Source organism: Marivibrio sp., assembly GCF_040218065.1.
Taxonomy (GTDB): Bacteria; Pseudomonadota; Alphaproteobacteria; order UBA8366; family Aestuariispiraceae; genus Marivibrio.
On record NZ_JAVJQE010000013.1, the window covers coordinates 683,051 to 702,222 of the forward strand.

At 69.2% G+C, this 19,172-nt stretch carries 19 protein-coding genes and 1 other RNA gene; 16 read left to right on the forward strand and 4 right to left on the reverse strand.

The genetic code is table 11. The features are described 5' to 3' along the window. Positions 1-222 precede the first annotated feature (222 nt). The 7 genes from RIB45_RS15100 (at position 223) to RIB45_RS15130 (ending at position 7,152) form a co-directional block, all read left to right on the forward strand. On the forward strand, positions 223-702 hold the full coding sequence (locus RIB45_RS15100; protein WP_350051241.1) for an Hsp20 family protein: 480 nt from the start codon (positions 223-225) through the stop codon (positions 700-702). A 203-nt stretch (positions 703-905) separates the two neighbouring features. After that, positions 906-1,514, forward strand: coding sequence for a glutathione S-transferase family protein (locus RIB45_RS15105; protein WP_350051242.1), 609 nt, complete (start codon positions 906-908; stop codon positions 1,512-1,514). 99 nt (positions 1,515-1,613) lie between these two features. After that, positions 1,614-2,474, forward strand: coding sequence for a vWA domain-containing protein (locus RIB45_RS15110; protein WP_350051243.1), 861 nt, complete (start codon positions 1,614-1,616; stop codon positions 2,472-2,474). 4 nt (positions 2,475-2,478) lie between these two features. Beyond that, the gene (locus RIB45_RS15115; protein WP_350051244.1) at positions 2,479-3,279 is read left to right on the forward strand and encodes a PP2C family serine/threonine-protein phosphatase; all 801 of its coding nucleotides are present in this window, start codon (positions 2,479-2,481) and stop codon (positions 3,277-3,279) included. 11 nt (positions 3,280-3,290) lie between these two features. After that, positions 3,291-5,198 carry a helix-hairpin-helix domain-containing protein gene (locus tag RIB45_RS15120; RefSeq protein ID WP_350051246.1) on the forward strand — a complete coding sequence of 636 codons (1,908 nt, stop codon included), beginning with the start codon at positions 3,291-3,293 and terminating at the stop codon, positions 5,196-5,198. A 110-nt stretch (positions 5,199-5,308) separates the two neighbouring features. Next, a complete protein-coding gene (locus tag RIB45_RS15125) occupies positions 5,309-5,701 on the forward strand; it encodes a hypothetical protein (RefSeq protein ID WP_350051248.1) in 393 nt (130 codons plus the stop codon). Between the two features lie 128 nt (positions 5,702-5,829). Beyond that, positions 5,830-7,152, forward strand: a complete 1,323-nt coding sequence (locus RIB45_RS15130) for an MFS transporter (RefSeq protein WP_350051249.1) — start codon at positions 5,830-5,832, stop codon at positions 7,150-7,152. A 21-nt stretch (positions 7,153-7,173) separates the two neighbouring features. On the opposite strand, the gene RIB45_RS15135 is transcribed toward RIB45_RS15130, so the two are convergent. Continuing rightward, positions 7,174-8,316, reverse strand: coding sequence for a GlxA family transcriptional regulator (locus RIB45_RS15135; RefSeq protein ID WP_350051250.1), 1,143 nt, complete (start codon positions 8,314-8,316; stop codon positions 7,174-7,176). Between the two features lie 75 nt (positions 8,317-8,391). Between RIB45_RS15135 and rnpB the strand changes: the two genes are divergently transcribed. Next, positions 8,392-8,808: RNase P RNA component class A (gene rnpB, locus RIB45_RS15140), an RNA gene on the forward strand. Positions 8,809-8,871: 63 nt separating this feature from the next. Here rnpB and RIB45_RS15145 read toward each other — a convergent pair. Then, positions 8,872-9,885, reverse strand: a complete 1,014-nt coding sequence (locus RIB45_RS15145; RefSeq protein WP_350051252.1) for a class I SAM-dependent methyltransferase — start codon at positions 9,883-9,885, stop codon at positions 8,872-8,874. Positions 9,886-10,107: 222 nt separating this feature from the next. Here RIB45_RS15145 and RIB45_RS15150 point away from each other — a divergent pair, with 222 nt between their 5' ends. After that, positions 10,108-10,257 (forward strand): hypothetical protein, encoded by a 150-nt coding sequence (locus tag RIB45_RS15150; RefSeq protein ID WP_350051254.1) that lies wholly within the window; start codon positions 10,108-10,110, stop codon positions 10,255-10,257. Positions 10,258-10,319: 62 nt separating this feature from the next. Further along, on the forward strand, positions 10,320-10,853 hold the full coding sequence (locus RIB45_RS15155; RefSeq protein WP_350051256.1) for a GNAT family N-acetyltransferase: 534 nt from the start codon (positions 10,320-10,322) through the stop codon (positions 10,851-10,853). 168 nt (positions 10,854-11,021) lie between these two features. On the opposite strand, the gene RIB45_RS15160 is transcribed toward RIB45_RS15155, so the two are convergent. Beyond that, complete coding sequence (locus RIB45_RS15160) at positions 11,022-11,243, reverse strand: PAS domain-containing protein (RefSeq protein ID WP_350051258.1); 222 nt, start codon at positions 11,241-11,243, stop codon at positions 11,022-11,024. Between the two features lie 59 nt (positions 11,244-11,302). Continuing rightward, positions 11,303-11,914 (reverse strand): gamma-glutamylcyclotransferase, encoded by a 612-nt coding sequence (locus tag RIB45_RS15165; RefSeq protein WP_350051260.1) that lies wholly within the window; start codon positions 11,912-11,914, stop codon positions 11,303-11,305. 269 nt (positions 11,915-12,183) lie between these two features. Between RIB45_RS15165 and rpmJ the strand changes: the two genes are divergently transcribed. The 6 genes from rpmJ (at position 12,184) to RIB45_RS15195 (ending at position 19,107) form a co-directional block, all read left to right on the forward strand. Then, complete coding sequence (gene rpmJ, locus RIB45_RS15170) at positions 12,184-12,309, forward strand: 50S ribosomal protein L36 (RefSeq protein WP_350051262.1); 126 nt, start codon at positions 12,184-12,186, stop codon at positions 12,307-12,309. A gap of 266 nt (positions 12,310-12,575) precedes the next feature. Beyond that, on the forward strand, positions 12,576-14,063 hold the full coding sequence (locus RIB45_RS15175) for an FAD-linked oxidase C-terminal domain-containing protein (RefSeq protein ID WP_350051264.1): 1,488 nt from the start codon (positions 12,576-12,578) through the stop codon (positions 14,061-14,063). A gap of 223 nt (positions 14,064-14,286) precedes the next feature. Beyond that, the gene (locus RIB45_RS15180; protein WP_350051265.1) at positions 14,287-15,525 is read left to right on the forward strand and encodes an FAD-binding protein; all 1,239 of its coding nucleotides are present in this window, start codon (positions 14,287-14,289) and stop codon (positions 15,523-15,525) included. Between the two features lie 6 nt (positions 15,526-15,531). Further along, positions 15,532-16,824, forward strand: a complete 1,293-nt coding sequence (gene glcF, locus RIB45_RS15185) for a glycolate oxidase subunit GlcF (RefSeq protein WP_350051266.1) — start codon at positions 15,532-15,534, stop codon at positions 16,822-16,824. A gap of 217 nt (positions 16,825-17,041) precedes the next feature. Next, positions 17,042-17,842 carry a dioxygenase family protein gene (locus tag RIB45_RS15190; RefSeq protein ID WP_350051268.1) on the forward strand — a complete coding sequence of 267 codons (801 nt, stop codon included), beginning with the start codon at positions 17,042-17,044 and terminating at the stop codon, positions 17,840-17,842. Positions 17,843-17,871: 29 nt separating this feature from the next. After that, a complete protein-coding gene (locus RIB45_RS15195) occupies positions 17,872-19,107 on the forward strand; it encodes a bifunctional alpha/beta hydrolase/OsmC family protein (RefSeq protein WP_350051270.1) in 1,236 nt (411 codons plus the stop codon). Positions 19,108-19,172: the final 65 nt, after the last annotated feature.

Genomic DNA, 19,172 nt, shown 5'->3' on the forward strand with positions numbered 1-19,172 from the left:
TTTTCATGCCCGTAGGCGGGGCGCCAATAAGGACCCCAGCCTCTTGAAATCGCCGGATGATTTCCCAACTCTCGGGTGTCGGCGCAGGGAACGCCCAGCGCGGGTTCCCGCCTCGCCTTAAAGGGAGGCTTTAGCGCCGACGCAGCATCGGGCCGTCGCCGGAATGAGCCGGGGCGGCCGCGACAGAGAAACGGTTATCGCTTCTAGAAGGAGGGTAGCTCTATGCGCACCTACGATCTTTCCCCGCTTTTCCGCACCAGCGTCGGCTTCGACCGTCTGGCCCGCATGCTCGACAGCGTGCAGGCGGACGCGGCTCCCTCATATCCGCCTTACAACATCGAAAAGCTGGATGAGGACTCCTACCGCGTCACCATGGCGGTCGCCGGCTTCGGCGAGGAGGACCTGGACGTCTCCGTGCAGGAGAACGTGCTGACGATCTCCGGCCGCACCGCCGACGCCGTCAAGAACGGCGACGAGCAGAAGGCCGAGCGTCACTTCCTGCATCGCGGGATCGCCGAGCGCGCCTTCGAACGCCGCTTCAGCTTGGCCGACCACATCAAGGTCGAGGACGCCAAGCTGGAGAACGGCCTGCTGCACGTCACGCTGAAGCGTGAGGTGCCTGAGGAGGCCAAGCCGCGGCAGATCGCCATCAACGGCAAGACGCAGGCGAAGGCGATAGAAGGCGCGACCGAGACCGCGTAAGTCCCGGTTCGTGCCGACGCAGACGGAAAGGGCGGCGCCGACGCGCCGCCCTTTTTCTGCATACGGCCCACTTTTTCGGAGGCCCGCCATTTCGGCCGCCCCAAGCAAACTTGGTCTGAGGCCGAGATATCCGATCTTGCGCGCCGCCGCGCCCCCCACCATGCTCCCGCCCGTTCGCGCGTTTGCAGGAGAGGCCGGCCTCGATGCTCACCCTTTACGACTGCCTGGAAAGCGGCAACGGCCACAAGGTGCGGCTGTTGCTCTCGTTGCTCGGCCGGGAGTGCCGGCTGGTCCTGAAGGACATCCACGCAGGCGAAACCCGCACGCCAGAGTTCCTGACCCTGAACCCCGACGGCCGCATCCCGCTTCTGCGCCTGGAAGACGGGACCTGTCTTGCGGAATCCAACGCGATCCTGGTGTGGCTGGCCGAGGGCTCGTCCTTTCTGCCGGACGACCGGCTGGAGCGCGCCCGCGCGCTCGCCTGGATGTTCTGGGAGCAATACAATCACGAGCCCAACGTCGCCGTCGCGCGCTTCTGGGCGCACCATCCCGCCAAATGCCCGAGCCAGGAGCAACTGGCGCAGAAGCGCGAGAAGGGCCGCGCCGCGCTGGAGTTGCTGGACCGCCACCTCTCGACGCGCGACTGGCTGGTCGGCGGGCGGGCCAGCGTGGCCGATCTGTGCCTCTATTCCTACTCGTCGGTCTCCGAGGAGGGCGGCGTCGACCGCGACGGCCTGGACGCGCTGAACCGCTGGCTCGGACGCATCGAAGCCTTGCCCGGCTTCATCGCGATGGAGCCTTGGTCCGACTGAACGCCCGGCGCGCGCCTCCGCGCCAATAGCCGAAAAGTCGAGCCGCCTTGCGCTCCGCGATTCGCGCGCCTACCATGGCACGGATACTGCATAGAATTTATGCAGTACTTGGCCGGCGACTGGACGAGTCCTTGGGGTGAGACGGGGATCGCCTTTCAGCCGCCGGACGAGCGTTTCGACCGACCCGTCGGCGGCGCGGTGAGCGCATCGTCGGGCGGGCCGGCGCAACCGAGCCGCACGGCGGTGCGGCGTCAAGGCGGCGGCGAGGCGACAATGACCCTGGCGTTCGGCGACGGCGGCCTGCCGGAGTTCGTCGACAATCCGGAGAACCGATGTCCGGTGGTCCTGCTGCTGGACGCGTCCGCCTCGATGCGCGGGGCGGCGATGGACGAGCTCAACGCCGGCGTCGCAGCCTTCCGTCGCCAAATCCTGATCGACGAGACGGCGAGCCTGAGGGTCGAGCTCTCGATCATCGCCTTCGGCGGCGAGGTCCGCCTGGTGCGCGACTTCACCACGATCGACGATCTGATCACGCCGCAGCTGGAGGCCGGCGGCGACACGCCGATGGGCGGGGCGCTCGACCTCGGCCTGAAGACGCTGGAGGCGCGCAAGGCGGTCTACCGGCGCGCCGGGGTCCACTATTATCGCCCCTGGCTGTTCCTCATCACCGACGGCGCGCCGACCGACGGCCCCCTCTGGCAGGAAGCAGCGATGCGCGCCCAGGAGGCGGACCTCTACGGGCGTCTCAGCTTCTTCACCGTCGGCGTCGAGGGGGCGGACATGGACATCCTCGGCGAGATCGCGGCGGCGAACCGCCCGCCCCTGAAACTGCAAGGCCTGAAATTTCGCGAGCTGTTCCAATGGCTCTCGACCAGCGTGCGCCGGGTCTCGTTGAGCCGCGTCGACGCCGAGCGCGTCACCCTGCCGCCGGTCCACGGCTGGGCGCAGGTGGGGGTGTGAGGCCATGAGTTGGACCGCCGCCGTCGACTTTCGCCAAGGCGCCGACCATCGGCGCAGCGGCGCGCCGTGCCAGGATTTCGGGCGCCTGACCAAGCCGAACGAGGATCTTCTGCTCGGCGCGCTCGCGGACGGCGCGGGCTCCGCGCCCTTGAGCCATCTCGGCGCGCACGCCGCCGTCCAGGCGGCGCTTGCGCTGCTGGAGGCCCGCGTCGCGCAAGAGCCGGGCCGGCGCGGCGACCCGGCCGGCGGCGACGGCGGCCCGGAGGCGCTGTTCGACGGGATCGTGGAGGCCGCCCAAGCGGCGCTCAGCGACGTCGCGTCCCAGCATCGCCGGCCGGTGGAGGACTTTGCGACCACGCTGCTGGCCTTCGCGGCCGGCCCGCGCGGCATTGCCTGCCTGCAGCTGGGCGACGGCTGGCTTGTGGCGCGCGATGGGGAGGGGGCGTACCTTCTGCTCGGCCGGCCGCAGCGGGGCGAATATGCGAACGAGACCCGCTTCCTAAGCGATGCCGACGCGGCCGACGCGGCCGCCTTGCATCGGCATAAAGGACCGGCGCCCTTCCTGTGCGCGGCGACGGACGGACTGGCGTCGGTGTCGATCGACAATCGCGGCGATGCGCCCCACGCCCCGTTCTTCGAGCCGCTGGACCGTTTCATCGGCGCGACCGACGACGATCGCGAGGCGCATCGCGCGATCCGAAGCTTTCTGCGCTCCGACGCGCTGGAGGCGCGGACGGCCGACGATGTCGCGCTGATGCTGGGCGGCTGGCGACCGGTGGCCCCGCACGCCGCCGGCGCAGGGTGACGGGCGCGGCCATGGTCGACGGCTACAAGCTCTATCGCGCCGGCGCGCCGGTGCAGCTGGGCGAAGCCCTGGCGGACAGCGGCGAGGCCGTCATTCGCCGGATCGACGGCGCGCCGGGGCGGCTGGCCAAACTCTATCACCCGTCCGCCCTCGACGCTCGACGGATCGAGAAGATCGCAGCCTTGCTCTGCGCCCCGCCGGCCGACCCGTCGCTTGGCGGGCGCCATCGCGCCTTCGCCTGGCCGGAAGACGCGATCGTGGACGGGACCGGTCTCGCCGTCGGCGTCGTCATCCCGGAGGTGCCCGGCGCGCGCAGCCTGACGGCGCTCTCCGCGCCGAAGCTGCGCCGGCGCAAGGCGGGCGAAATCGACTGGCGGTTCCTGCACGCGCTCGCGGCCAATCTGGCCCATACGCTCGACGCGCTGCATGCGCAGGGCTTTGTCGTCGGGGATTTGCAGCCCGACAACGTGCTGGTCGACGATCGCGCGCTGGTGACGCTGATCGACTGCGACTCCTGGCAGATCCCGGATCCGCGCGAGCCGGGCGCGCCCGCCTTCCTGTGCACCGTCGGGGCCGAAGGCTTCACTGCGCCGGAACTGATCGGGAAGTCCTTCGCCCGCACGCCGCGCACGCGGGAAAGCGACCGCTTCGCGCTCGCCGTGCTGATCTTCCAACTGTTGCTGGGCCGCCATCCCTTCGCCGGCGAGTGGATCGGCGGGGGCGAGCCGCCGACGCGCGATCAGTTGATCAAGGCCGGCGATTGGCCGCACCGGCATGGCGCGACAATGATCCCGCCAAAGGGAGCGACGCCCCTGGACGCGCTCGACCCGCGACTTGAAGCGCTGTTTCGTCGCAGCTTCGAGGAGGGGATCGGCAATCCCGCGGCCCGCCCCGACGGCCGGCGATGGCAGGAGGCGCTGTGCCTAGCGCTGGCCGAGTTGGAGAGTTGCGACCTCCGGCCCAGTCACGCCTATCTGCCGACCCGCGGCGCATGCCCCTGGTGCGCGCGCCTGAGCGCGACCGGCAGCGACGCCTTCCCCGAGCCGGAAACGCCGATCGAACCCTACCGGCCGTTAGAACTCGCCTTCGAACGCGCGCTGGCCCGCGGCGACGCACGCATGGCTTTGGAGCTTTGGCGGGAGTATGACGGGCTGGCGGCGCTGCCCGCGCTCGTCCCCTACCGCGCCCGGATGGCGGAGATCGGCGCGGCGCTCGACGCCTTCGACGCGTGGCGGGATCTTTATCTCGCGGGCCTGCAGTCGGGCGCTCCGGATTGGCCGGCCCTCGCCCGGATCTGGGAGGGCGCGCCCGGCCTCGCCGATCGCCGGTTGATCGCCGGGGAAGAGATCGCCGGTCGGCCGGCCGAAGAGATCGTCGCCGAAGCGGCGGAGCGCACGCTCGACATTCCGCTCACGCCGCCCGACCGGCTGCTGACCACCCCGCTCGAAGCCCGGCGGGCCGGCGAAGCCAGGCGCGCGGCCGCGCGGGAGGCGCCCGCTCCGAGCTGCGAAGACGCGTCCCTCGACATCCCGCCGATGCCGACCTCGCTCGCCGACCCGGCGCGGCGCCGGCCCGTCGGCGCTCCGGCGATCGCTCTTTCTTACGAAATCGACGCCGGCTGGGCTGGCTTACGCCCGGCGGCGTTGATCCTAACGCTTCAGGCGCCGGCGACGCTGCCCGCCCTGGCGCTGATTGCGGAGGAGACCGGGGCGTTGCTGGCGAGCGTGCCGGCCGGGCGTCGGCGCGCCGGCCGCGTCAGCGTCCCGTTCGAGCAACCGGCAGGACGCGTCGCCGTCCGGCTTGAGCCGGCCGCCGCCGCCGACGCCGGCCGCCTTTCGATCCACCATCCGCCTGTTCGGCGTCGGCGGGTCATGGGCGCGCCCTCTTCCCCCGCCGGCCGACCGGCGCCCGCGAGGTAAGCGCCGCCGTCCCGCACCCCGGCGTTGCCAGATATCCGCGACGGTCGTATTTTTACGGACGAAACACTCAGCGGATGCTTCGGGGGCGCCGTGGTCTAGCGGGGGGCGTCATGGCGGCGATCGACGTTGAAGAGCGGCCTGCGCTCAACCTCATGATCTTTACGATGCGCGGCGATCTCTCGCCGGACCTCATGCATCGGGCGCAATCGCGGTTCTACGCCGACGGCAAGGCGAAGCACGCCATCCTCGATCTGCGCGCCTGCAGCCTCGATCTCTTCACCCTCGATGACTTCAAGCGCGCGCTCTCACTGTCCAAAACCAGAGGCGACCATCGCCGCGGCGGCGTCACGGTATTCATAGCCGAGCACCCGCATCTCCTCGCCTTGGACAGGCTCTATCAGGCCTACGCAGAAGCGACCCCGAACTTCCCGGTCACCATCGCCATCGCCGCAAGCCTGGATAAGGCGATCGCCCAAGTGGAATCCGCCAACGGCGACGGTTAGGGCGCGACTGGGTCGGTTTCCACCTCAGACGCGGCGCTGTGACGCAAGCTTTTTTTGCTGCACCTGCGAAATAATTATGTTGCAGTGCAAGGTAGGCGGGCAGGACGCGCGGCCGCGGAAGGAAAATCATGATCAAGGTGCTTGCAGGCGTTTGGGCGCTGCTGCTCGGCGTCGTGTTAATCATGCTGGGCAACGGCATGCATTTCACGCTGATCGGCCTGCGCGGCGATCTCGAAGGCTTCTCCTCGGCCGAGCTCGCCATCGTCACCTCCGGCTATTTCGCGGGCTTCCTTTCCGGCGCGCGGCTGAGCCCGGTGATGATCCGCAACGTCGGTCATGTGCGGGTCTTCGCCGCGCTCGGCAGTTTCATGTCGGCGGGCCTGATCGCCTTTCCGCTGATTGCGGAGCCTTGGGCCTGGACCGCCCTGCGGGTGCTGGTCGGCTTCTGCATGTCCGGCATCTATGTCACGGCCGAAAGCTGGCTCAACGACGCGGCCGACAACCGCACCCGGGGCAAGGTTCTGTCCGCCTACATGATCGCGCAGACGCTGGGGATCATCGGCGCGCAGGCGCTGCTGACCCTGGGCGACGCGGCGACCGCCGTCTTGTTCATCGTCGCCTCGATCCTCGTCTCCATCTCCTTCGCGCCGATCCTGCTCTCCGCGGGGCGCGTCCCGGCGCAGGAAGTGGCGCGTCCGATGTCGTTGCGCGGTCTGTTCAAGAAATCGCCGCTCGGCACGGTCGGAATCTTTCTGTTGGGCGGGGTCTATGCGACGCAATCCGGCATGGGCGCGGTCTTCGGCGCGCAGATCGGCCTGACGGCGGATCAGATCGCCTTGTTTGTGGCGATGCTTTTCGCCGGGGCGCTGGTGCTGCAATATCCGATCGGATGGATGTCGGACCGGCTGGATCGGCGCCGCCTGATCTTCGGCTCTGCAGCCTTGGGCGCCGCCTGTTGCGGCCTCGGCTGGATGGCCGGCGACGGCTTATGGTTCCTGATGGCGGCGGCCTTCTTCGCGGGCGGAGTGACGACGCCGCTTTACGCGCTGTTCCTCGCCTACACCAACGATTATCTCTCGGTCGAGGACATGCCCGCCGCGTCGGGGGGCCTTGTGCTCACCTTCGGCGTGGGCGCGATTCTCGGGCCGCTCTTCGCCGGCTGGGCGATGCAGGTTATCGGACCGGGCGGCTTTTGGGTCATTCTCGGCGCGACCTTTTCGGCGATTGCACTCTATGCGCTCTACCGCATGACGCAGCGAGCGGCGACGCCCGTCGAAGACACTGAGAGTTATCTGAGCGTGCTGCCCACCGCCTCGCCCGTCGCGGTGGAGACGGCCGGCGCCTGGGCGGTCGAACAGGCGGAGATCAAGGCCGAGGAGGCCGAAACCGAAGCTGAGCGTGAAGCGGAGCGCGAGGCTGAGCGAAAGGCAGACGCCGCAGCGGATCGGTAAGCCGCCGGGGCGTCACGGTTCCTAGCCGCGCAATGCGACGCCCGCCACCCGCTCGCGCGAGCGCAGATGAAGCGCGCGCTCCAACATGCGCTCTCGCTCGCGACGGGAGAGCTTGCGCGCCTGGGTGGGCGACAGGCCGTAGGCGCGGCGAAACAGCGTCGCGAAATGCGACTGGCCGGTGAAGCCGCACTCGACCGTCACGTCGAGGATCGAACGGTCGGTTGTCAGCACCAACCACAGCCCGTGATCGAGCCGAAGCCGGCGGGAGAAATCGCCGAAACTCATATCGAGCTCCTCCCGGAAGCCGCGCTCCAGTTGGCGACGCGAAATGTGCACCTGCTCCGCCAACGCCTCGATCGTCGGCGGGTCGGAGAGATTTTGCTCCAGGATCGAAATCGCCCGAGCGACGCGCGGATTCTTGGCCGTCAGCGCGACCGGCGGCTGCGGTTGCGGACCCGCGGCGCCGCGCCCGCCGTCGACCATCATGATGCTGAGGGCCTTCTGCGCCCAGTCCCGCCCGACATGCTTCTCGATCAGCCGCGCCGCGACCCGGGCGGAGCCGATCCCGCCCGCGCAGGTGATGCGGTTGCCGTCGACGACGAAAAGCTGGCTGGCGTCCGGGACGACCTCCTCGCTCGCCTCCAGCAGATCGTGATAGTGCAGCCAGGAGACGCAGCACCGCCGTCCGCGCATCAATCCGGCTCGGATCATCGTGAAGACGCCGGTGCAGAGCCCGATGATCGGCACGCCGGCCGCATCGGCGCGCTGAAGGTAGCGTGCGACGGCGGCGTCGGCGGTCATGTCGTGCTCCAACAGGCCCCCGACCACCATCACGTAATCGAAGACGGCCGGATCCTGGAAGCGGGACTGCGCGCTCACCTCGACGCCGCAACTGGCCTGGATCGGCTGGCCGGTCTCGCTCATCACTGTCCAGGCGCATTGGATGGGGCGTGAGCGGTCGCGCTCGTCCGCGGCCAGACGGAGCGCGTCGACGAAAGAGGCGAACGCGTTCAGCGTGAAGCGCGGCAAGGGCGCGATGCCGACCGACAGCGCCCGCCGCCGTCCCGGATCGGGTCCGGCGATCGACCCGCGCAGCCGCTCCGCCGCCGCGCCCGTCGCAGCCGGGCGCACGCTGTCGGTCTTGGGAGCGTCACCGTCGATCATTTCGGCATGATAGACCGAAGCGGCGGCGCGACGCGATTGCGTTTCGTCGCGCGGACGCTTAATAAATCGCCCGGGTCAGACGGTCGGATGGCCGCGCCGGCGCAATGGGGAAACCCGCGTCGGTGAGGAAAGTCCGGGCTCCACGGGAACACGGCGCCGGATAACGTCCGGCGGGGGCGACCTCCGGGAAAGCGCCACAGAGAGCAGTCCGCCCGCCCGGTTCGCCGGGCGCGGTCAGGGTGAAAGGGTGCGGTAAGAGCGCACCGCGTCCCTGGCGACAGGGACGGCACGGCAAGCCCCGCCGGGAGCAAGACCGAATAGGGACGGCAGGGACCGCGGAGCGATCCGCGGGCAGGCCCGAGACGCGTTCCCGCGTCCCGTCCGGGTAGGTCGCGTGAGGCGGTCGGCGACGACCGTCCCAGACGAATGGCCATCCAGCGCCGGTCTACGGGCCGGCGTGGACAGAACCCGGCTTACAGACCGTCTGACCCGTTTTTTCCGCCGGGCGCGTCCCCGTTTTTTGCAGAGGTCGGCGTCGCCACGGGGCGAGCCCCCTCAGAGCGTCTCCCCGCCGCGGATGGCGTGGGCGCGCAGATAGATCAGTTTGCCGCTTTCCAGCGCGCGGCCGAGATGCAGCCAGTATTCCGCCTCGCGCATCATGTCGTCGACGAAGCGCCGGGTCATTTCGCCCTTGTCCAGACCGTCGACGAAATGCGCCCAGCCGCCTCGGATCATGCCGAGATACTTCTCGCTCTCGTCCTCGAAGATTCGCAGATCGAGCTTTTTGGCGACCAGCGCCTTTTTGACGTCGGCCTTGGTCCATAGGGCCGGCTCCCGCCCGGTCGGCCCGAAGGCGGCCTCGCGCTTCAACCAGCCCGACACCGCCGGATCCTCGGCGGCGGCCTCGTCGGCCAAGACGAAATCCGTCAGCACCAGATGGCCGCGCGGCTTCAGCGCCCGAAAGACGCAATCGAGCGCGCGCTGCTTGTTGTGAAACCGAAACAGCCGCTCGCGCATCAAGACGCCGTCCATGCGCTTCTCGCCGAGATCGAAACTCTCCTCATCGAGCGCCGCGATCGGCGCGCGCCGTTCATGACCGTGCTTACGCGAGAGCGCCATCGCATGGTCGGCCAGTTCGGAATCGGATTCGAAACCGGTTATCCAGAGGTCGAGAGACGCGGCCAGTTTCCGCGTCCCGCCGCCGAGGCCGGCGGAGAGATCGGCGGCGCTCTTCGAATTGTCCAGCGCCATCGGCTTCGCCAACTCGACCGTGTAGTCGGCGCCGCCCGGATGGACGACTTCGTCGCCGTCGCCCGTCTCCCAGAGCCGTTGACACAGGCTGAGACGGCCGGACGACCAGCGGCCCTCATCTTCTTCCGGCTCGGACTCGACCGAAATGCCGGCCGCCGCGGGGGCCGGAGGGGGCGCGCCCTTGTGCATCAAAGCGGCGGCGTCGACGCCTTCCCACCACGCCTTGAAGCGGACGGCGAACGGGACGTAGCCGTCGTTCGCCGGGCGCTTGACGGCGGCCGCTTTTGCGCCGGCTTTTTTGACAGCGTCCTTGGCCACGGCCATCGGACCTCTCCCAGGGTTGTCCAGGCTGCAGAGGATGACACGCCCCTGCGTCCGCCTATTGGCGCAGCCCCTGGTTAAATTGGGGTTAAAGCGCGACAGCGACTCTTCGGGGGAAAAGCGCATGATAAGAGCGCCTTGTGACGCGCGTCACAGGCGCCGTCGCAAGGGCGGGATAGAAGCGCCGACGTCCCCTGGCCTTATCGGAGCGCCCGAGCCATGTCGTCCTCATCCCCGCGTCCCAGCCGCGCGCGTCGCCTGCGCCGTCGCACCGCCCTCGATCGCATGCCGCCGGCGTTGCTCTTCGCCGGCGCGTTGGCGACGTCGATCACCGCGCTCGGCGGTCTGGCCGTCCTCTCGGTGCTCTAGCGCCGACCCGGTCGTCCGGCGTAAGCTGGCCTCCGACCCGTCGACGCCTGAGAGGCCCCGCCATGACAGACCCGAGCGCCCCGCTCGTCCGTGACGCCGTCGAGGCCGACCTCTCCGCCATCACCGAGATCTACGCCGCCGAGGTGCGCACGGGCCTGGCCTCGTTCGAGCTTGAGCCGCCTCCGCTTGAGGAGATGGCCCGCCGGCGCGGCGATCTGATCGCTCAAGGCTTTCCGTATCTGAGCGCGGAGTTGGACGGACGCGTCGCGGGTTACGCCTACGCCGGCCCCTATCGACCCCGCCCGGCCTATCGCTTTACGGTGGAGAATTCGATCTACGTCGCCGCGTGGGCGCGCCGACGCGGCGTCGCACGAGCCCTTTTGGAGGCGCTGATTGCGCGCTGCGAGGCGATGGGCAAACGCCAGATGATGGCGGTGATCAGCGGCGGCCCCGCCTCGGTCGCGCTGCACGTCGCAGCGGGTTTCGAGCATGCCGGGCGGGCGCGCGCCGTCGGCTGGAAGTTCGAGCGCTGGGTCGACGTCGTTACGATGCAGCGCGCGCTGGGGCCGGGGGCCGACCAGCCGGCCCCGAGATAGGCCGACGGGCCGCGCGTCGGCGCCCGTCAGCGCGCGGACCTATGCGCTTTCCGAGTAATGCACGCCGAGAAGCATGTCGACCGCCTCCCCGTCGCGACGAAGCGGCATCAGCAGGCTGCTACAAGCGATGCGCCCGCGATCTCGCCGGGCGAGCGTCTCGATGCGGAATTAAAGACGCCCTTCGATCGCGTCGGCGAAGTGCCGCCATACAGGCTCGTAGCGCCTACGGTCTGGGAAGATCTCGAGCAGTCGCTTGCCGGTGCAGCCGCCCTCCGTCTCGACGATCCGGGTTCCCGCGAGGCGAAAGCCGTAGTCGCAAAGCGCCCCGTCCGGCGCGCGCTCAACGTCCATCAGCGTCAGGTGCGGCGCCGCGTGGGGGATGTCGATCAACGGGTCAAGAGCCGTGGCGCTTCCGGGCCTGAGGCCCCGCGCCGCGCGCCGACGGCGCCTCAGATCCCGCCGCCCGCCTCGATCTCGCCGGTCAACGCGCGCACGCGCCGCATCAGGGCGTGCAGCTCCGGCTCGCGATAGCCGTGCGCCTCCAGCGCCTCGACCGTTTGCACCAGATAGTCACGGTTCAGGCCGCTGCGCCCGCGCGCGCGCAGGATCACGGCCGCCGCCGCCTCCGCCGGCAGCGACCCGGCGAAATGCGGATGCTCCGGATCGGCGACGAAGCAATGCGCGCCGACCTCGCGGCCGTCCTCAAGCGCGATCGGCAGCCAGGCGGGACGGTAGGCGTAGCCGCGCAGCTCGCGCTCCTCCAGATAGGCGGCGATCTCAGGCCAGTCGGCGCGATCGACGCGGAACGCGCGGCCCTCGCAGCGCGCGCCCGCCTCCGGCGCCAGACCCAGCACCAGCCCGCGCGCGCCGGGGGCGCCGCGGTGATGCTCCGACCAGATGCAGAAGCTGCGGCGATAGCCGGGTAAAGCGGCCCCCGCGCTCTCTTGATGGCGGAATCCAGGTCGCCACATCAGAGAGCCGTAGCCGAACACCCAGATCGCGCCGTCGGCGGCCTGTTCGGCTTGCGAGATCTCAGCCCATTCGCGCAGGTTTCTATCCATTGCGCCTAGGGATGCGGGCCGCGGCCCGCTCGGTCAAGGCTGCGGGGCGCGCCGGCCGGCTAGCGCCGCCCCCTCGTCCGACCCTCCGCCCCCCGGAAATCCGGGCGAGTAAGCGTTTGACAAGCGCTGAGGCCCTCCCTATTTTCCGCCGCGGTTATCGGCGAACCTCTTTCGATCGACTTCGAAGACGGCGACGCGGGCCCCGGCGGGCCTCTCGGCGCTTTCGGTTCGGCCGGGTGAAACAGAGATCGATATCGGGAGTAAGAGAGATGCGGGTCGCCTCCTCGTTGAAGACGCTCAAGAAGCGCGACAAGAATTGCCGCGTGATCCGCCGTCGCGGGCGCGTCTACGTCATCAACTCGAAAAACAAGCGCATGAAGCCCCGCCAGGGCTGACGCGTTGAGCTTGGCGCGCTGCAAGCGGCGCGCCGGAGCGCAGCATCGGAACCGGCCGTAGCCGATCAGGCGGCGGCCGGTTTCGCGTTTTACCGTCCTGACGCGGTGCGGGCTCTGCCTCGGCCGCGTTTTTTGTTGGCCGAACGCAACCCGATTGGTATTACCAATTTCAGGTCCGGAGGACTTGCCAAAGCGCGCGCAGGGCACGAGTCTCAAGCGCGGCCGGCATGAATCGGCCGACGACGCCAAGAGGGAGCGCCGATCTTATGGAGATGCCGACCCCGGACGCGAACGTGCTGGACCGACGCGCGCAAATCGCTGAGGAGTTGCGTGCGATCGTCCCCGGAGAGGGCGTGATCGCCGACGAGGACGAGCTGCGACCCTATGAGGCCGACGGGCTGACGGCCTACCGCACCCTGCCGCTGATCGTGGTCCTGCCGGAGACGGTGGAGCAGCTGGCCGAGGTGATGCGCTACTGCAAGCGCAATCAGTTGAAGGTCGTGCCTCGCGGCGCGGGCACCTCGCTCTCCGGCGGGGCGCTGCCGCTGGCCGACGGCATCCTCCTGGGACTCGGCAAGTTCAACAAGATCCTGGAGGTCGACGCCGACAACCGCTGCGCGCGGGTGCAGCCGGGGGTCACCAACCTCGCCATCACCAAGGCGGTGGAGGCCGACGGCTTCTATTACGCGCCCGATCCGTCGAGCCAAATCGCCTGCTCCATCGGCGGCAATGTGGCGGAGAATTCGGGCGGCGTGCACTGCCTGAAATACGGCCTCACCACCAACAACCTGCTGGGCGTCGAGATCGTCACCATCGACGGCGAGGTGATCCGGCTCGGCGGCAAGCATCTGGACGCCGCCGGCTTCGACCTGCTGGGCCTGATGACCGGCTCGGAAGGGCTGCTCGGCGTCGTGACGGAGGTGACCGTGCGCATCCTGCCGAAGCCGGAGACGGCGCGCGCGCTGCTGATCGGCTTTCCCTCCAGCGAGGCGGCGGGCGACGCGGTCGCGGGCGTCATCGCCGACGGCATCATCCCCGGCGGCATGGAGATGATGGACGCCCCGGCAATCAAGGCCGCGGAAGAATTCGTGCGCGCCGGCTATCCGCTCGACGTGGAGGCGCTGCTGATCGTCGAACTCGACGGGCCGGAGGCCGAGGTCGACCATCTGATCGAACGCGTGCGCGCCATCGCCGAAGACAAGGGCGCGGTCTCGGTCCGCGTCTCCGAAAGCGAGGAGGAGCGCAACAGCTTCTGGGCCGGCCGCAAGGCCGCCTTCCCGGCGATCGGCCGCATCTCGCCCGACTATTACTGCATGGACGGCACGATCCCGCGCAATCAGCTGCCGAAGGTGCTGGGTCGGATGCGCGAGTTGTCGCAGAAGCACGGCCTGGGTGTCGCCAACGTCTTTCACGCCGGAGACGGCAATCTGCATCCGCTCATCATGTACGACGCCAACACGCCGGGCGAGCTGGAGCGCGCCGAGGAGTTCGGCGCCGACATCCTGAAGCTCTGCGTCGAGGTCGGCGGCGTGCTCACCGGCGAGCACGGCGTCGGCGTCGAGAAGCGCGACCTGATGGGGACGATGTTCACCGAGACCGATCTGAAGCAGCAGCAGCGGGTCAAATGCGCCTTCGACCCGGACGGGCTGCTCAATCCCGGCAAGGTCTTCCCACAGCTTCACCGCTGCGCGGAGCTCGGCCGCATGCACATCCACCGCGGCCAGCTGCCCTTCCCGGATCTGCCGAGGTTTTGATGGTCCGCCCCGCCGTCCTGTCGCACCCGCACCGCCCCCCTCCAACCTCCCCCCATAAAGGGGGGAGGCTTTTCCCCCTCTCCCTTCATGGGAGAGGGTCGTGGAGAGGGCGCAAGAATAACTATCTCGGCGCAAAGCGCCGAGGCGATCTTCGATCGAAGATCGCTCACCCCCATCCACCCTTCCCCCCTCAAGGGGAAAGGCCTTTGCCGGGGGCTCGTCCATGACCGAAACCCTGAAGCCCGAAACCCCGGATCAGCTGCGCGACGCCGTCGCCTGGGCCAACTCCGACCTGAAGCCGCTGGAGGTGATGGGCCGCGGCTCCAAGCGCGCGCTCGGACGGCCGGTGCAGACGGCGCATCGCCTGGACTTGTCGGCCTTCAACGGCATCAGCCTTTACGAGCCGGAGGAGCTGGTGCTGAGCGCCGGGGCCGCCACGCCGATGAGCGACATCCAGGCGGCGTTGGAGGAGAAAGGCCAGGAGCTCAGTTTCGAGCCGCCGGACTATTCCGCCGTCCTCGGCAGCCCGCGCGGGGCGGGCACGATCGGCGGCGTGCTGGCCGCCAACCTCGCCGGGCCGCGGCGCATCAAGCAGGGCGCGGCGCGCGATCATTTCCTAGGGTTCGAGGGCGTCTCTGGCCGGGGCGAGCTGTTCAAGTCCGGCGGCCGGGTCGTGAAGAACGTCACCGGCTACGATCTGTGCAAGCTGATGGCCGGCAGTTGGGGCGTGCTGGCGGCGCTGCACACCGTCACGGTCAAGGTTCTGCCGCGCGGGGCCAAGACGCGCACCCTGCTGGTCTTCGGGGCGGAGGCCGCCGCCGGCGTGAAGGCGCTGGCCGAGGCGCTGAACAGCCCGTGCGAAGTCTCCGGCGCGGCGTGGCTGCCGGCCTCGGTCGCCGCGCGCACGGGCGTCGACATGGTCGCCGATCCCGGCGAGAGCGTCGCCGCCGTGCGGGTCGAGGGCTTCGGCCCCTCCGTCGAATACCGCTGCGAGGCGTTGAAACGCCTGCTCGCGCCCTACGGCGCGACGGAGGAGTTGCACAGCCAGCGCTCCCTCGCCTTCTGGAGGGCCGTGCGAGACGTGACGCCCTTTGCGGCCGGCCCCAACGGCGCGGACGAGCGGGTGATCTGGAAGGTCTCGCTGCCGCCCGCCGACGCGCCCGCCTTCCTGGCGGCGACGGCCGGCATCAAGGGGGCGGAGGCCTATTGCGACTGGGGCGGCGGCCTCGTCTGGCTCGCGATCGACGCGCCGAAGACGGGCGCGGAGGGCGTGGTGCGCGACGCGGTCGCGGCCGCCGACAGCGGCTGGGCCCAGCTTTTCCGCGCGCCCGACAGCTTGCGCGCCGCCGTCCCCGTCTTCCAGCCGCAGGGCGAGGCGCTGGACGCGCTGCACCGCGGCCTGAAGCAAAGCTTCGATCCCAACCGGGTGCTCAACCCGGGGAAGATGAGCGAGGGGGTTTAGACGAAAATGCAAACCAACTTCTCCCTCGCCCAGCTGGCCGATCCGGATTTGGCGGAAGCCAATCAGATTTTGCGGAACTGCGTCCATTGCGGCTTCTGCACGGCGACCTGTCCGACCTATGTGCTGTTGGGGGACGAGCTCGACAGTCCGCGCGGGCGGATCTACCTGATCAAGGACATGCTGGAGAACGACAAGCCGGCGTCCGAGAAGGTCGTTAAGCATATCGACCGCTGCCTCTCCTGCCTGTCCTGCATGACGACCTGCCCATCCGGCGTCCACTACATGCATCTGGTCGATCAGGCGCGCGAGCGGATCTACGCGACCTACACCCGCCCCCTGCCCGACCGGGCCTTGCGCAAGATCCTGTCGATCGTGCTGCCGCGGCCGACGCTGTTCCGCCTGGCGCTGGTCGGCGCGTGGATGGGCAAGCCCTTCGCGCCGCTGATGCCGGGGCGCCTGAAGGCGATGCTGGGTTTGGCGCCGAAGACGATCCCGCGGGTGAGCCCGGTCGACGTCCCCCAGACCTTTCCGGCCGAGGGGACGAAGAAGGGCCGGGTCGCGATGCTCTCCGGCTGCGCGCAGCAGGTGCTGGCGCCGGAGATCAATGAGGCGACCGTGCGCCTGCTGACCCGCCAGGGCTGGGAGGTGGTGGTGGCGAAGGGCGCCGGCTGCTGCGGCGCGCTGACCCATCATATGGGCGACACCGCGGACAGCCACGGCTGGGCCAAGGCCAATATCGACGCCTGGGTCGCCGAGCATGAGCGCGAGGCCCTGGACGCGATCCTGATCAACGCGTCCGGCTGCGGCACGACGGTCAAAGATTACGGCTACATGTTCCGCACCGACGAGGCGATGGCGAGCAAGGCGGCGACGGTAAGCCGGCTCACCAAGGACGTGACCGAGTTCTTCGCCGAACAGGGCTTCGACGCGCCCGAGGCCGCGCCGGCGGATCTGACGGTCGCCTACCATTCCGCCTGTTCGATGCAGCACGGCCAGAAGATTACGGCCGCGCCGAAGGATCTGCTGAAGGCGGCCGGCTTCCGGATCGTCGAGCCGGCGGAAGGCCATCTGTGTTGCGGCAGCGCCGGCACCTACAATCTGATGCAGCCCGAAATCGCCGACCAGTTGAAGACCCGCAAGGTCGCCAACATCGAGAAGACAAAGCCCGACGTGGTCGCCAGCGGCAATATCGGCTGCATCACCCAAATCGGCGGCGCCACCGCGCTGCCCGTTGCGCATACGGTCGAACTGCTGGACTGGGCGACCGGCGGACCCGCGCCGAAGGGCGTGGGGGGCTGAGATAGAAGCCCCTCTCCTCGGGGAGAGGGGTTGGGGTGAGGGGCCGCTCCGAGATTCGAGCAAAGGCGCACGCAAAAGCCCCTCACCCGGCGGCTGAAGCGGCCGACCTCTCCCCAGGGAGAGGTAAAGTGCGGAAACAATCCGTTCGCCGTTGACGCGATTGTGTCTGTAACGCGCGCCCCCTAGCTTCTAGCCTGACGCTGTCAGGAGATCCGCCATGCCGACCCGCCGCCAACCCGCCCTGTTCATCAGCCACGGCGCGCCCACGATCCCGATCGACGAGGGCGCGGAGGCGAAGGCTTTTCTGGAAGGGTTGGGCGCGGCGTTGGAGGACGAGGTCGGGCGGCCGAGCGCGATCCTCGTGCTCTCCGCCCATTGGGAGACGGACAAGCCGACGGTGAGCGCCGCGTCCGCGCCCGAGACGATCCATGATTTCTACGGTTTTCCGGAGGCGCTCTATCGCATGCGCTATCCGGCGCCCGGCGCGCCCGCCCTGGCGCGCCGCGTCGTCGACCTGCTGGCCGCCGCCGGCGCCGAGGCGGAGGCGGACGAGGACCGCGGCCTCGACCACGGCGCGTGGACGCCGCTGCTGCTGAGCCATCCGACGGCGGACGTCCCCGTCCTGCAACTCTCCGTCCAGCCGCATCTGGGCCCGGCGCATCATCGCGCGCTGGGCCGCGCGCTGGGACCGTTGCGAGATGAGGGGGTGCTGATCGTCGGTTCCGGCGCGGCGACGCACAATCTGCCCGAGTTCCGCGGCCAGCGGCCCGACGCGCCGGCGCCCGACTGGGTGCGCGCCTTCGCCGACTGGCTGCAGGAGACGATCGAGGCCGGCGACGACGCGGCGCTCGACGCCTGGCGCGCCGCGCCCGAGGGCGCGCGCAACCACCCGACGCCGGAGCATTTCCTGCCGCTGTTCGCAGCCCTCGGCGCGGGGACGCAGGGCACGCCCGGCCGCGCCCTCCATCGCTCCTATCGTTACGGCATCATCGCGATGGATTGCTATCGCTTCGAGTGACCGCCCGCCCGAAAGAGAGGAGCCGCCCGATGGCCCGTCATTCCGAAAAAGTCACCTTCACCGGCGCGCAAGGCTTCGAGCTGGCCGCCCGCCTGGAACTGCCGGAGGGAGACGAGCCGCGCGCCTACGCGCTGTTCGTCCACGGCTTCACGTTGGGCAAGGATTCGGTGGCCGCCAGCCGCATCGCCGCCGCGCTGGCCGAGCGCGGCATCGCCACGCTGCGCTTCGACTTCACCGGCCTCGGCGGGTCGGACGGCGATTTCGCCAACACCAACTTCCGGACCAACGTGTTGGACGTCGAGGCGGCGGCGCACTTCCTGGCCCAAGAGCGCCGCGCGCCGGCGATCGTCATCGGGCATTCGCTGGGCGGCGCGGCGGTGCTGGCGGCCGCGGACCTGCTGGCGCAGACGAAGGCGATCGTCACCATCGGCGCGCCGTTCGACCCCGACCACGTCGTCCATAACTTCAAAGAGCATAAGGATGTGATCTGCGAGGAGGGCGAGGCGGTCGTCGATCTGGGCGGACGGCCCTTCAAGATCCAGCGGCATTTCCTGGACGCCCTGGGCGAGATCGACTTGGCGGCCAAGATCGGCGGCATGAAGAAGGCGTTACTGGTCATGCACTCCCCGCTCGACGCGACGGTGGGGATCGAAAACGCGGAGCGCATCTACAAGGCCGCCCGGCACCCGAAGAGCTTCGTCAGCCTGGATCAGGCGAACCATCTGCTGACCGACAAACGCGACGCCGCCTATGTCGCCCAGGTGCTGGCCGGTTGGGCCGCGCGCTATGTCGATCACGATCCGATGGACAAGCCCGCGCCGACGCCCCTGCCCGACAATCTGGTGGAGGTGCGCGAGACCCGCAAAGGACCTTTCGGAAACCGCGTGCGCGTCGGACGACACGAACTGGGCGCGGACGAGCCGAAATCGATGGGCGGGCGCGACAGCGGCCCCAGCCCTTACGACTATCTCCTCGCCTCGCTCGGCGCCTGCACGTCGATGACGATCCGTATGTACGCCGATCGCAAGGGCTGGCCGCTCGACTACGCGGCGGTGCGTCTGCAGCACGAGAAGGTGCACGCCGAGGACTGCGCCGACTGCGAAACCGAAGGCGGCAAGGTCGACGTGATCGAACGCGAGGTGACCCTTGAGGGCGAGCTGGACGCGGCGCAGCGCGCGAAGCTCCTGGAGATCGCCGACAAATGCCCGGTCCACCGCACGCTGCACGGCGAGATCAAGGTGCGCACCAAGCTGGCCGAGGGCTGAGCCTTCCCCGCCTTGTTTCCGCGGCGGCCCTCAGTCCATACTCGCCTCAAACAAAGAGGCGCCAG